At 66.5% G+C, this 12,338-nt stretch carries 13 protein-coding genes; 2 read left to right on the top strand and 11 right to left on the bottom strand.

The annotated features are described in order from the left end of the window. Window positions 1-205: 205 nt before the first annotated feature. Entirely contained in the window at window positions 206-817 is a 612-nt protein-coding gene (orn, locus tag AB3X95_RS06405) for an oligoribonuclease (RefSeq protein ID WP_152853925.1), read from the top strand. Between the two features lie 38 nt (window positions 818-855). Here the strand turns inward: orn and mog are convergent, their stop codons facing one another. After that, window positions 856-1,497 (bottom strand): molybdopterin adenylyltransferase, encoded by a 642-nt coding sequence (mog, locus tag AB3X95_RS06400; RefSeq protein ID WP_368620916.1) that lies wholly within the window; start codon window positions 1,495-1,497, stop codon window positions 856-858. Continuing rightward, window positions 1,478-2,086, bottom strand: a complete 609-nt coding sequence (gene yjgA, locus AB3X95_RS06395) for a ribosome biogenesis factor YjgA (protein WP_176366130.1) — start codon at window positions 2,084-2,086, stop codon at window positions 1,478-1,480. The genes mog and yjgA overlap by 20 nt, the downstream gene beginning before the upstream one ends. 151 nt (window positions 2,087-2,237) lie before the next feature. Between yjgA and pmbA the strand changes: the two genes are divergently transcribed. Continuing rightward, entirely contained in the window at window positions 2,238-3,608 is a 1,371-nt protein-coding gene (gene pmbA / locus AB3X95_RS06390; protein ID WP_176124213.1) for a metalloprotease PmbA, read from the top strand. Between the two features lie 101 nt (window positions 3,609-3,709). Here the strand turns inward: pmbA and AB3X95_RS06385 are convergent, their stop codons facing one another. The 9 genes from AB3X95_RS06385 to AB3X95_RS06345 all read right to left on the bottom strand — a co-directional run bounded on the left by AB3X95_RS06385 (window position 3,710) and on the right by AB3X95_RS06345 (window position 12,247). Further along, complete coding sequence (locus tag AB3X95_RS06385) at window positions 3,710-4,210, bottom strand: dihydrofolate reductase (protein WP_176124212.1); 501 nt, start codon at window positions 4,208-4,210, stop codon at window positions 3,710-3,712. A gap of 71 nt (window positions 4,211-4,281) precedes the next feature. Next, window positions 4,282-5,841, bottom strand: a complete 1,560-nt coding sequence (locus AB3X95_RS06380; RefSeq protein WP_368620915.1) for a sigma 54-interacting transcriptional regulator — start codon at window positions 5,839-5,841, stop codon at window positions 4,282-4,284. A gap of 24 nt (window positions 5,842-5,865) precedes the next feature. Then, on the bottom strand, window positions 5,866-7,317 hold the full coding sequence (locus AB3X95_RS06375) for a hypothetical protein (protein WP_368620914.1): 1,452 nt from the start codon (window positions 7,315-7,317) through the stop codon (window positions 5,866-5,868). 94 nt (window positions 7,318-7,411) lie between these two features. Continuing rightward, window positions 7,412-8,221, bottom strand: coding sequence for a peptidase C39 (locus AB3X95_RS06370; RefSeq protein ID WP_368620913.1), 810 nt, complete (start codon window positions 8,219-8,221; stop codon window positions 7,412-7,414). A gap of 7 nt (window positions 8,222-8,228) precedes the next feature. Then, window positions 8,229-8,942 (bottom strand): C39 family peptidase, encoded by a 714-nt coding sequence (locus tag AB3X95_RS06365; RefSeq protein ID WP_176124208.1) that lies wholly within the window; start codon window positions 8,940-8,942, stop codon window positions 8,229-8,231. Window positions 8,943-9,008: 66 nt separating this feature from the next. Then, window positions 9,009-10,400 carry a hypothetical protein gene (locus AB3X95_RS06360; protein ID WP_368620912.1) on the bottom strand — a complete coding sequence of 464 codons (1,392 nt, stop codon included), beginning with the start codon at window positions 10,398-10,400 and terminating at the stop codon, window positions 9,009-9,011. A gap of 25 nt (window positions 10,401-10,425) precedes the next feature. After that, window positions 10,426-11,103, bottom strand: coding sequence for a hypothetical protein (locus tag AB3X95_RS06355; RefSeq protein WP_368620911.1), 678 nt, complete (start codon window positions 11,101-11,103; stop codon window positions 10,426-10,428). After that, window positions 11,100-11,651, bottom strand: coding sequence for a hypothetical protein (locus AB3X95_RS06350; RefSeq protein WP_368620910.1), 552 nt, complete (start codon window positions 11,649-11,651; stop codon window positions 11,100-11,102). The genes AB3X95_RS06355 and AB3X95_RS06350 overlap by 4 nt, the downstream gene beginning before the upstream one ends. 119 nt (window positions 11,652-11,770) lie before the next feature. Further along, window positions 11,771-12,247, bottom strand: a complete 477-nt coding sequence (locus AB3X95_RS06345) for a hypothetical protein (protein ID WP_368620909.1) — start codon at window positions 12,245-12,247, stop codon at window positions 11,771-11,773. Window positions 12,248-12,338: the final 91 nt, after the last annotated feature.

Raw genomic sequence — 12,338 nt, 5'->3', positions numbered from 1 at the left:
GCGAGAATTATATGTTTCTTCCCGCCTCAGGGCGGAGATACGGTTTAACGCGGCGGTTTAACGCATTAGCTCCGGGCAGCAGTTCAAGGCGGCGCTTCAGCGCAGCCGGCCCGGCTCGAACCGCGCGAATCCATTTCAAACGAACACATGCCGCGCCGCACGGGCTTGCAGCGAAGCCCGCGGCGCGGCCCTCAGGGTTGCCTTCATGACTGACATCCTCGCATCCACCGAACAGCCGCCGCTCGTGCGCAGCGACATGAATCTCGTCTGGCTGGACATGGAAATGACCGGGCTCGAGCCCGACACCGACCGCATCATCGAGATCGCGGTGGTGGTGACGAATTCGACGCTCGACAGGATGGTCGAAGGTCCGGTGCTCGCGATTCATCAGAGCGATGAGACGCTCGCGAAGATGGACGAGTGGAACCAGAACACGCATGGCCGCTCGGGGCTGATCGATCGGGTGAAGGCCTCGACGGTCAGCGAGGCCGACGCAACCGCGCAGATCCGCGAATTCCTCGGCCAGTATGTGCCGCCCGGCAAGTCGCCGATGTGCGGCAACTCGATCTGCCAGGACCGCCGCTTCATGGCGCGCTGGATGCCGGATCTGGAGAGCTTCTTCCACTACCGCAACCTCGACGTGAGCACGCTGAAGGAGCTGTGCCGGCGCTGGCAGCCGGTCATCTACAAGGGCTTCCAGAAGCGCGCGATGCACACTGCGCTGGCCGATATTCACGAGTCGATCGACGAACTGAAGTACTACCGCGAGCATTTCCTCGTGCCGTCGGCGCCCGACGCCGCCGCGAGCGCCAAATAAAGCGCGGGCCTGCACCTGCAGGCCCTGATCCGCCAACCTCAGTCCTGCCGCGGCGCGCGCTGCGCGCTCTTTGGCCGGAACGCCTTCACCACCTCGGCGTTGGTTTCCACGTAAGGCCCGCCGATCAGGTCGATGCAGTAGGGCACCGCCGCGAAAATTCCCGGCACCTTCACCGCGCCGTCATCGCGCAGGCCTTCCAGCGTTTCCCGGATCGATTTCGGCTGTCCGGGCAGGTTGACGATCAGCGCGGCGTGCTGATCGGTTTCCCGGATCACCGCGACCTGGCGCGACAGGATCGCGGTCGGCACGAAATTCAGGCTGATCTGCCGCATCTGCTCGCCGAAGCCGGGCATCTCCTTGGTCGCCACCGCGAGCGTCGCCTCGGGCGTCACGTCGCGGCGCGACGGACCGGTGCCGCCGGTCGTCAGCACGAGATCGCAGCCCACTTCGTCGACCAGTTCGATCAGCGTCGCCGAGATGGTCGGCGCATCGTCGGCGATCAGCCGCGTGACGACTTGCCACGGCGAGCTCAAGGCCGCGCCGAGCCACTCCTGCAGCGCCGGAATGCCCTTGTCCTCGTACACGCCCGTCGACGCGCGGTCGCTGATCGACACGAGACCGATCACGATTTCGTCGGGGTGGTTACGTTGCTTGCGTTGATCAGGCGTCGCGGTCGTCATCGTCGTGTTCCGGGGCGAGGTCAGCGTCTTCGGTTTCGTCGCCGGCGCCGGCCGCGTTCTTGATCCACTGGAACAGCTCGCGGAAGTAGCGCGGCGGCTTGCTCTGCTGCGCTTCCTTGCGCGCGTTGCGGATCAGCGTGCGGCCCTGCTGCGGGTCGGCGGCCGGGTGCTGGCGGATGAACTCGGTCAGTGCGGCGTCGTCGGCAAGCAGCTTTTCGCGGGTGCGTTCGATCCAGTGGAGCTTCGCCGTTTCCGTCTTGTTGACGCCGTTGTAAGTGTCGAGCGCGGTGCGCAGCGCGGCGGTTTCGGTGTCGAGCAGCGAGCGCATCACGCGGCCGACGTACTGGATCTGGCGGCGCTTGCCCTCATGATCAGTGATGCGGCGCGCTTCGCGCACGGCTTCGTCGAGCTTTTCGGGCATCGGCATGCGCTTGAGCGCGTCTTTCGGCAGCGCGACGAGCGCCGCGCCCAGATCCTGCAACGCCTGCATTTCGCGTTTGACCTGGGACTTGCTCGGACGATCGTAGCCGTTTTCGTCGACTTCCGTGACGACCGATTCGATCGGTTGAATGCGGGTTTTGCGTGTCATGCCGGTATTGTAACTTGCCGCGCCGGCCCGACCCGCGGCGGCGCGTACCTTGCTATGATCGCGGGATGCATTTATCCCGCACCCGCGCATCTCGCGCCGAACACGGTGCGCATACCCAGGGCCGCGCGGCCCCAACAGGACGGCAACCACAATGGCAGCAGACATGGACGTCAAGCAGCGCTTTTTTCCGCATACCCAGGATGAACTGAAGGAAATCGCCTCGGACATCCTCCGTCACGCGAAGGCGCTCGGCGGTACCGACGCCGCAACCGAAATCTCCGAGGGCGACGGCCTGTCCGTCTCCGTGCGGCGCGGCGAAGTCGAGACGATCGAGCACAACCGCGACAAGATGGTCGGTGTGACGGTGTTCATCGGCAACAAGCGCGGCAACGCGAGCACCTCGGACTTCTCGCCGCAAGCCTTGAAGGACACGGTCGCGGCCGCCTACAACATCGCGCGCTTCACCGCCGAAGACGATTGCGCGGGCCTCGCCGAAGCCGAGCTGCTCGAAACCGCGCCGCGCGACCTCGATCTGTATCACCCGTGGAATCTGTCGGCCGACGAAGCGGTCGAAATCGCGCGCCGCGCCGAAGACGCCGCGTTCGCGACCGATCCGCAGATCAAGAACTCCGAAGGCGCGAGCGTGTCGGCACAGCATTCGCAGTTCGTGCTGGCGACCTCGCGCGGCTTTCTCGCCGGCTACCCGTACTCGCGCCACTACATCGCGTGCGCGCCGATCGCCGGCAGCGGCCGCAACATGCAGCGCGACGACTGGTACACGTCGACGCGCAGCGCCGACGAGCTCGCCGATCCGGAAGCGGTCGGCCGTTACGCGGCGCAGCGCGCGCTCGCTCGCATCGGCGCGCGCGGCCTCGACACGCGCAAGGTGCCGGTGCTGTTCGAAGCGCCGCTCGCGGCGGGCCTGCTCGGCGCGTTCGTGCAGGCAACGAGCGGCGGCGCGCTGTATCGCAAGACCTCGTTTCTGGTCGACAGCCTCGGCAAGCCGGTGTTCGCGCCGCACGTGCAGGTGGTCGAAGATCCGCACGTCGCGCGCGCGATGGGCAGCGCGCCGTTCGACGAGGAAGGCGTGCGCACGCGTCAGCGCTCGGTCGTGAAGGACGGCGTCGTCGAGGGCTACTTCTTGTCCACCTACTCGGCGCGCAAGCTCGGCATGAAGACCACCGGCAACGCGGGCGGCTCGCACAACCTGTCGCTGCTCAGCTCGAACACGCGCGCCGACGACGACTTCGAAGCCATGCTGAAGAAGCTCGGCACGGGTCTCTTGCTGACCGAGCTGATGGGGCAGGGCGTCAACTACGTGACGGGCGACTACTCGCGCGGTGCGTCGGGCTTCTGGGTCGAGAACGGCAAGATCCAGTACCCGGTCGAAGAGATCACGGTCGCGAGCACGCTGCAGGAGATGTTCCGCCATATCGTCGCAATCGGCGCGGATACGATCACGCGCGGCACCAAGCAGACCGGCTCGGTGCTGATCGAGAGGATGACGATCGCGGGGCAGTAAGCCGCGCGGCGGCGCGTTCCGGCGCTGTCCCATATCAAACGAAAACGCCACGCAGCTCAACGTTGCGTGGCGTTTTTTTATTGCATGCGTGGCGCGTGCCGTCAGACGTCCTTGCGTTGATATGTGACGAATGCGTAATCGAAGTCGTTCGGCGCATTCGAGTGATGCGCTTCGCGCGCGATTTCTTCCCACACGCGCGGGTCGATCGCGGGGAAGGTCGCATCGCCGTCGAAGTCGGCGGCGATTTCGGTGACGATCAGCTTGTCCGCGTGGCGCAGCCCTTCGTCGTACAACTCCGCGCCGCCGATCAGAAACGCCTGCGGCGCCTGGTCCTGCGCGGCGAGCGCGAGCGCTTCGTCGAGATTGGTCGCGGTATCGCAGCCTTGAAAGCGCCGCGAGGCATCGCGCGTGACGACGATGTTGCGGCGTCCCGGCAGCGGCCGGCCGATCGATTCATGTGTCTTGCGGCCCATGATGATGGGCGCGCCCATCGTCGTGCGCTTGAAGAACTTGAGGTCTTCGGGCAGTCGCCAGGGCAACTGGTTGTCGCGGCCGATCACGCCGTTGCTGGCGCGAGCGACGATCAGGGTGAGCGTCGTCATCGAATGGAAAGAGGAGGGTAACCGGGCGATTCTACCCGACCCACCGATGCGCACCGATGCCCGCCCGCTGCTCACCCCTGCGCCACCCCGTCCGTGGCGAGCCCTTTCTTGTCGTCGGCGCCACCCGGTTCGCGCAAACCGTGCACGCCCATCAGCCGATACAGCGTCACGCGCGAAATGTTCAGATCCACCGCTGCCTCGTTCAAGCGGTGCCGGTGGCGCAGCAGCGCGGCCTCGATCGCGCGCTTCTCGGCTGCCTCGCGCGCCTGGGTAAGCGTCATGCTTTGCTGCTCGGTAAAACCGGCGAGGTCGAGGTCGTCGGCTGAGATCAGCTTGTTCTCGGCCATCACGATCGCGCGGCGCACGCGGTTGATCAGCTCGCGCACGTTGCCGGGCCAGTTGTAGTTGTAGAGCGCCTCGATCGCCGACGGCGTGAAGCCGCGAATCTTGCGCGCGTTGTCGGTCTTGAACTTGTGCAGGATGTGGTACGCGAGAATCTCGATGTCCCGCCCACGCGCGCGCAGCGGCGGCTCGTCGACGCGCAGCACGCACAGGCGATGAAACAGGTCCGCGCGGAACTGGCCGTCGCGCATTGCGCCGTCGAGATCCACGTGGGTCGCCGAGATGATGCGCACGTCGACCGGGATCGATTCGCGTCCGCCGAGCCGCTCGATCTTGCCTTCCTGCAGAAAGCGCAGCAGGCTCGCCTGGCTTTCGAGCGGCAGGTCGCCGATCTCGTCGAGAAACAGCGTGCCGCCGTCGGCAGCCTCGACTCGGCCGATCTTGCGCTGATTCGCGCCGGTAAAGGCGCCGCGCTCGTAGCCGAACAGTTCGGATTGGAGAAGGTGATGCGGAATCGCGCCGCAGTTGATCGGCATGAACGGCGCCTTGCGGCGCGGCGAGCGCTCGTGGATCGCCAGCGCGGTCAACTCCTTGCCGGTGCCCGATTCCCCCGCGATGAACACGCTCGCGTCGGTGTTCGCAACCTTGCGGATCGTGCGAAAGAGCTGCTGCATCGCCTCGCAGGTGCCGACCATTTCCTCGTCGCCCGCTTCGCTGGCGGGCGGCGGGAACTCCGGGTCGCACAGCGTGACCATGCCGAACGCGTGGCCGGCCAGATAGTCGATCGTCGCGTGCGCGACGGGCAGCTTCACGAAGTCGAAGCAGAAGTGGCGCACGAGACGTCGCACCAGCGGATCGCTGAGCCGCTCGTTGCTCGCGAGCGCGATCCAGCCGATCTGCTGCTGACGCAGGCTCGCCTCGAGTCCGCCGATGTCGCGCGGCGCGAAGCTCGCCAGATCGACGATGCCCGCGCACGTTATGTCCGGCTTCAAAAGCCGCCCGAGTTCGTGCGCCGAGCGCGCGGCCGCGACCTGCCAGCCGCGGCTTTTCAGATGCGCGATCAGCGTTTCGTCGGGGGTGCGCGCGACGTACAGCAGCTGTCGCGCGACGCCCGGCATCGCGGCGCTCGCGGGCGCGCCGGTTTCGTTGCTAGCCGGTGGCTCGACGGCCGGCGCCGCGGCGGCCCCGGCGGACGGCACCGCGGCGCGCTGCTTCGGCGCCGCGAGCGACAGATGCGATCCCGCTGCCGCGACGGAAGCCACACTGCTCAGATGAGGTGATTCACGCACGTTCGACCTCGTATCGTTGGCACGTCAGAAGGTGTACGGAAAGCGCACGCCGACCACGAAGTTCGGCGCGTCGGGTGTGAGTCCGATCGATACCGAGCCATTGATGGTCAGGTGCTTGTTCACGACGTGGTTCAGGCCAAAATTCATCGCCGCGGCCGTGGTTTCGCTGCCCGGCACCTTCTGGTAGCTGCCGCCCGGCGCCTTGGTCTCCGACTCGGGTTCGAGCGCCATCGTGAACGACACGCTGGCCGAATCCTTGTCGGAGAACGCGAGCGCGACGCCGCCGCCGAACTGCACGATGTCGCCGAGCTTGACCGTCGCCGGTTCGGTTTGTCCCTGCACCGACGAGATGTCCGCGAACGAACGCGCGATGTTGTAGGTGTAGGAAACGCTGCCGAACAGCACGACCGGGTCGTAGGTCTTCAGCACCGACAGACCCGCGGTGATGTTCCAGAAACCGGTGCCGGTCGGCAGTCGGGTCGGCGCGACGAGGTTGGTGTTGTTCGCGTCGATCTGCACGACTTTTTCGCCGAACGGCGAGCTGCCGGTCGGCGCCTTCACGCGCAGACTGCCGACCACGTCCGGCAGCGCATTGGTTTCCCTGACGAACTGGTAGTAGATGCCGAAATTCACGTCGCCGATGTCGTGACTCGACACCGTCGCGTCCGACAGCGTGCTGGCCGCGCCGCCCGCGCCGCCGACGATGAAGGTGCTGCGCCGGTACACGTACGGCACGTCGACGTCGACGTTGACGCGGTCGGACACGCCGTAGCGCGTGTCGAGGTCCGCCATCACCTGGTGCGACTTGGTCTGGCCGAGGTTGATGTTGCCGAGGAAGATCGCGTCGAGCGCGAGGAAGCCCGACAACTGCAACTGGCGACGGTCGTAGTAGGTGTCGCTGATGCCGAAGTCCATCGTCAGCTTGTGGTCGAACAGCGGCGCATGCTCGCGCTGCACGACCGCCTGCTCGGCCTGCGTGCGCACCGGTTCGCTCGCGCGCTGGGTCTGGCCGACCGCGCCGCTGCCGTCGGTGGCGGTGGGCAGTCCGCCGGCGCTGGCGGTGCCCGCGTTGCTGCCGTCCGGCGTCGGCGGATTGACCGGCACGCCGGTGGCGGTGCCGGTGGTGCCCGCCGGCGCGGGCGCGCCAGGCGCGATCTGCGCGAGCGGCGGCAGCGGCACAGGCAGGCCGTCGGCGCCGGGCTGCTCGGCCACCGCGCCGCTGCCCGCGGGAGCGCCGGCGCCCGGCACGCCGCGGCCGCGTTGCGCCATCTCGAGTTCGGTGACCTGGCGTTCGAGCGAATGGATCTGCCGCTGCTGCTCGTCGACGACGCGCATCAGCGTGTTCAGACGGTCCTCCACGGATTGACCGGCGAGCGCCTGCGCGCTCGCTGGCTGAGAAAGAGCCCAAAGCATGACGGCGGCCGGAATGGCCGCGAGAGCCATGCGCGGTGCCCTGGTCGATGACACTTTTTTCATTATTTGCTCCCCCGGTGGTCCGGCCGCGCGGTCCTGACTGCGCGGCCGTCTCTTTTCTGCTTGTGGTGCAACTGGCGGGTGGCGGCCCGCTCCGTTATCTCCTGTTTTGCAGTGCCTGCAGTACGCCCAACTGACGAAGCATCGAAGCCGACATCTGCTGGGTTTGCAGATGCAGTTGCAGGGCGTTGGCGACTTGCTGGTTATTGCCTGCGATCTGCAGCAACTGGGCGATCTGCCCGTTGCTCGGCGCGATGCTCTGGGTGGCGAGCCCAGCGGGTGTCTGCAGCGCGACGTTCACGCCGTTGCTGCCGAACGAAATGCCGGCTTTCACGGAGCCGGTCGAATTGCTGGCCGTCGCCGACGGCGCGTTGCCGGAGCCGGTCAGCGTCGCGGCGCTGTTGTTGAAGTCGATCAGCGCGGAGTTGGTGCCGCTGTTGCGATCGCCCGCGACCTGGCTAACCTGCGACACGCCGTTGACGCCGATGCTCTGGCCGCCGCGCGCCTGCGCATTCGGATTGGCGCCCGAATCGCCGGCATGGCCGTGCGCGCCGCCGGTCACGCTCGCGAACGTGCTGACGGAACTCGTGAGCTGGCCGCCACCGTTCTGTACCGCGCTCAGCGAGCCTTGAGCGAGCGCGCTCGCGCCGTTGGGCAACTGCCATTGCGAAATGACGTTCAGCACGAAGCCGGAGATCATCGTCGCGCCGGCGTATTTGCCGGTCTGGGTCGCGAGCACGTCGTCGCCGACCAGCTGCACTCGCAGCGGCTCGGCGCCCGGCGCGGACCGTGTCGAAACTTCGGGAGCCGGTGGCGAGGCGGCGCCCTCCGAAGCATGGGCAATGCTGCTTGCGCCACAGGCGATGGAGCAGAGCACGAACCCAAGCGGTGTCAGGTGTGACTTCATGGCGGGATCAGAACATGTCTGCCTTGTTCAAGCCGTACTCGAAAAAGGGCGTCGCGGCGGTGCCGGCCGCCAGCGCGGCGGCGCGCAGCTTCAGCGCGAGCGACTCGTTGTCCTGCAACAGCGGTGAATCCTCCCTGAAGGGTTTGCCGAGGACCGCGAACACGAGGCCGTTCCAGGTCTTCGCGAAGTCGTCTTCGAGCACGATGCGATTGCCGAGCGCCGGGTCCGCGATGAACACGCGGCCGTCCTGCGCATGCTTGACGATCACGAAATGCTCGTAGCCGTCGATGTTCATCAGGACCATCACGGGGATCTGAAGGTGGTGAAGCGCGTCGACGTTGACGCGAAAGCCGCGGCCGCGCAGTCCGATGGTCTCGACGAAGTGCTTCATGTCGAGCATCGAGAAGCCGTTCTTGACGACGACTTCGGGCGTCGAGAAAACCATCATCCGGCGGATCAGTTCGGTTTCCGGAATATCGATGCCGTAGCCATACTTGAGGAGGGTGGCGAGCGCCGCCGCGCCGCAGCTGTAGTCGAACTGCTGATTGACGATGTGGTTGTAGCGCAGGTCCTTCATCGAACGGACCGTCTTCGTCAATGGCACGCCGACGAACGTGGACGTGTCGATGCTCGACTGCGCCGCGGCGTGGTCCGCGCACAGCACGCAGCCTGCCAGCGCTACCGCGAACGGTAGCGCCGGGAACCCCTTGAACCCGGTCATGCTGGTCTCCTGCCCTTCCGACTGCTTTTGCTTTTTCTGCTTGCCCGCGGTCGTCGCGTCGTCGGCTTACTTGCCGCTGTTCAGCGCCGCGATGGCAAGGCCGTTGTGCTGCAAGTTGCCCGCGCCGCCGGCGATGTTCACGCCGATGTTGCCGGAGGCGCCTTTCAAAGTATCGGCGCCCAGACTTGCGGTGCCCTGGAATTGCCCGTGAACGACCATCGTGGCGGATTGCGAGTTGTCATCCGTCGCATCCATCGCGGTGGTCAGCGCCTTGCCCGGCGAGGTCGTCGTTACTGCGCCGGCAAGCGCGTTGTCCTGCGCGTTGCCGATGCCGGACGCGATGTTCACGCCGACGTTGCCCGTCACGCCCGACAGCGACCCGTTGCCGACCGACGCGTTCAGATTGAAGTTGTGGATCGCCGCGCTGCCGCCCGAGGACTGCACGTTGAAGTCCTGCGCGTTGCCGAACACGTTGCCGACGTCGACTGACGCGAGCGACACGTCGTTGCTCTGCGCGTTGTTGATGCCTTCCGCGATGTTGATGCCGAGGTTGCCCGACACGTTGCTGGCCGCGTTGGTGCCGGTGGTCGCGTTCAGCGTGGCGGCCGCCTCGTTGTTGATGTGCTGCGTGATCGAGCCGCGCGTCGTCACGTCGGTCGTCGTGAGGCCTTCGTCGATGCCCCATACGGCGCGGTACGCGTTGGTCGACGAAGAGCTGCTGCGCGAGTAGCTCGACGATTGCTCGCCGACCCTCGCAAAGCCGGAGCCTTCGCTCGCCTTGAAGCTCCAGGAACGGCTTTGCCCGGATGCTTCGCTCGCTTCGAAGGCGCCGGCGACGCCCGACGAGTTCGAGTAGCTCGACTCGCGATAACCGGCGTGCAGGCCGCCGTGGGCGCTGAACGAGCCGCTGCCGTGCGAGGGCGTGTTGTGGTCCTGATAGCTGTAGCTGCCGCCGATCGAGCTGCCCGCCGCGATATGGCCGCCCGAGTTCTGACTCGTGTGCGAGAAGCTGCCCGCGATGCCGGCTGCCTGCTGGCTCGTTTCATAGCCGCCGCTCGTCACGCTCGCACTCTGGCTGCCGTACGCATAGCCGCCCGAAGCTTCGAAGCCCTGCGCGCTCGAGCTCGACGAGGTATGGCTTTGCGTCGTGAACGCGAATGCCGTGCCGCCGCCTCTGACCGACGACCTGTTGTTGTTGATGGTCGTGGTCACGGTGCCGGTGGTGTAGGTCTGCGCCTGCGGATCGAGCGTCGCGTTGACGTTGACCATCTGATTGTTGTTGATCACCGCGTTAGCCGTGCTGGAGACATGCACGCAGCCAAACAGTCCGACCATACCCTCGACGCCGACCATCTCGCCGACGACCGTCGTATTGAACAGGTAGGCCTTCTGCGGCGCGGCAAGCACGCTGCCGGATGCGGCAACGAGAACGGCCGTGGCAATAAGAGTGCGCTTCATGATTCGCTCCGATACTTAAGTGTGGTCATTTAAAAAAAGTGCCCGCCGGGGGACGGAGCACAAAACTGTTTGCCGTGGCATTACCGGCGCCGGCTGCCTGGTTGATCTGCACGATTCCGCTCGCGTTACGGAAGGCATCGCTGGAAATGCTTGCCTCGCGCACGCCGTGAATCGTGTTCGACCGCCCCGGACTGCCGTTTTTCGGGGCCGTCGCGGATAGCTCCCCATCCGAGACGGTCTCGACTCCGAGCGCCGCAGTCCCGATCTGGGTGCCGTTGCGCTGCAGATTCCCTGCTCCGGCCGACTGGTTCACCAGCACCGCGCCGGATGTGTTCGAAAACGCATTGGCCTCGATCGACGCTTGCGCGCGCGGCACGTTGGCGACCACCGACGCGCTTTGCACGCTCGCGTTCGCGTTGCCGACGGCGGCGCCGTTCGTCACCGTGATCTGGTTGATCTGCGCGTTGTCGAGGCCAGCGGTTTCGTTGACCGAGAGCGCGCCCGTCGCGCCCATGCCCGCGCCGCTGCCGATCGTCGCGGTGGCGCCGACGACCGGCGCCGCCGCCGACTGCGCGTGGGCCTCGCCGGCGACGAGCGCAGCGACGCCCATGCACAGGCACGCGCAGACGCGCAGGGAAGTGCGCGCCGAAGTGAATTGCAGTGATTCGAGCGATGGCAGCGAGGGGCCAAGGCGCGTGTTCATTTCAGACCTCCGGGTGCGCCGCCGAGCACGTTCGATAGCGGCGCGAGCGCGCCCGTCACGGACGAGCTGATCGTGCCGCCGACGCCCGTCGCCGGTCCGCCGATGCCGCCCGCGTTCAGCGGGATCGTATTGCCGGTCGCCTTGCCGGAGAGGATCTGCGTGACGGCCTGCATGCCCGTGCCGCCGAGCACGCCGCCGGCGACGACGCCGTTCGAGCCGTGCGCGTTGGTCAGATCGGTGTCGCCGACGAGCGTCGCGATCGTCGGGTCGAACGAGTTGGCCGGGAACGTGGTGGCGCGCACCGCGACCGGGTCCTCGTCGCGCGGTACGGGGACGAACGCGTCGCGCGGCGTGACGCTGCGCTCGACGATGATGTCCCCCGGATTGGCGACCTGCTCGGCATACGCATGGCTCGCGAAGCAGGCGCTGACGAGGACGCTGGCGAGGAGGGCGGTGCCGGCCAAAGCGGTGCGCGGCAAGACGGGAGCGTTGCTGAACGACGCCGCCGGCAGCCCGAGGGCGCGCGGCGTCTGGTGGTTCCTGCTCATGTCCCGGTCCCTTCTCTGTTGTTGCTTGTGTCCCGCCGTCGTGGGGTGCGTCAACTTTCGCGCGGCCACCGGTCCCGCATTCCCTGGTTATTTGCTATCGGTTCGTTGCTTCGTCCTGCTCACTTGCGCTGGTATGTCGCGACGTTGCCCTGGGCGGCGCGTGCTGCATCGACGGGCACGGGCAGCGGCGAGGGCGGGGCGATCTCGTCCCACAACGTCACCTGGTTGCCGCCGCCTTGCATCAACTGTGGCGTCGCGGCGACCATCAGCATGCCGACCGCGCCGCCGCGTTGCCGCGACAGCATCTGGTCGTCGAGCGAAATATCGTTCATCGATGCAGCATCGCCAGCCCGGCTCGACGCGTTGGCGGCAAGCTGGCTGCCGTCCTCCGCGGCAACCGGCGAAGCAGTTTGCGGGCTGGCGGAGGCGGGGTCGGTGGCATCGTTGAAATCCGCCGGCGTGACGGAACGCGTCGGGGCGGCTGGCGTTGTCTGGGTGTCGGCACTCGCCGGCAGGGCGCTGAGCGCCAGGGCTGCGCAAATTGCGAAGAATGGTGCGCGGCGGCTTATCAGATCGATGCGGAATGCGAGTCGCATGATGTGTCTCCCTCGTGTTCGCCAATTAGCGAAACATGTGCCATCGCTCGCAATCCATTGATGCATCTGGCGCCCACCGGCGGAATGACAA

The organism is Paraburkholderia sp. BR13444 (genome assembly GCF_040948755.1).
Lineage (GTDB): Bacteria > Pseudomonadota > Gammaproteobacteria > Burkholderiales > Burkholderiaceae > Paraburkholderia > Paraburkholderia youngii.
The sequence above is the reverse complement of the archived record's forward strand: the minus strand, read 5'-3'. Positions and strand labels throughout refer to the sequence as shown.

Excerpts from the sequence above, each read along its gene's own strand:
- orn (WP_152853925.1), top strand. The coding sequence starts at position 206 with ATGACTGACATCCTCGCATCCACCGAACAGCCGCCGCTCGTGCGCAGC.
- mog (WP_368620916.1), bottom strand. The coding sequence starts at position 1,497 with ATGACGACCGCGACGCCTGATCAACGCAAGCAACGTAACCACCCCGAC.
- yjgA (WP_176366130.1), bottom strand. The coding sequence starts at position 2,086 with ATGACACGCAAAACCCGCATTCAACCGATCGAATCGGTCGTCACGGAA.
- pmbA (WP_176124213.1), top strand. The coding sequence starts at position 2,238 with ATGGCAGCAGACATGGACGTCAAGCAGCGCTTTTTTCCGCATACCCAG.
- AB3X95_RS06385 (WP_176124212.1), bottom strand. The coding sequence starts at position 4,210 with ATGACGACGCTCACCCTGATCGTCGCTCGCGCCAGCAACGGCGTGATC.
- AB3X95_RS06375 (WP_368620914.1), bottom strand. The coding sequence starts at position 7,317 with ATGAAAAAAGTGTCATCGACCAGGGCACCGCGCATGGCTCTCGCGGCC.
- AB3X95_RS06370 (WP_368620913.1), bottom strand. The coding sequence starts at position 8,221 with ATGAAGTCACACCTGACACCGCTTGGGTTCGTGCTCTGCTCCATCGCC.
- AB3X95_RS06365 (WP_176124208.1), bottom strand. The coding sequence starts at position 8,942 with ATGACCGGGTTCAAGGGGTTCCCGGCGCTACCGTTCGCGGTAGCGCTG.
- AB3X95_RS06360 (WP_368620912.1), bottom strand. The coding sequence starts at position 10,400 with ATGAAGCGCACTCTTATTGCCACGGCCGTTCTCGTTGCCGCATCCGGC.
- AB3X95_RS06355 (WP_368620911.1), bottom strand. The coding sequence starts at position 11,103 with ATGAACACGCGCCTTGGCCCCTCGCTGCCATCGCTCGAATCACTGCAA.
- AB3X95_RS06350 (WP_368620910.1), bottom strand. The coding sequence starts at position 11,651 with ATGAGCAGGAACCACCAGACGCCGCGCGCCCTCGGGCTGCCGGCGGCG.
- AB3X95_RS06345 (WP_368620909.1), bottom strand. The coding sequence starts at position 12,247 with ATGCGACTCGCATTCCGCATCGATCTGATAAGCCGCCGCGCACCATTC.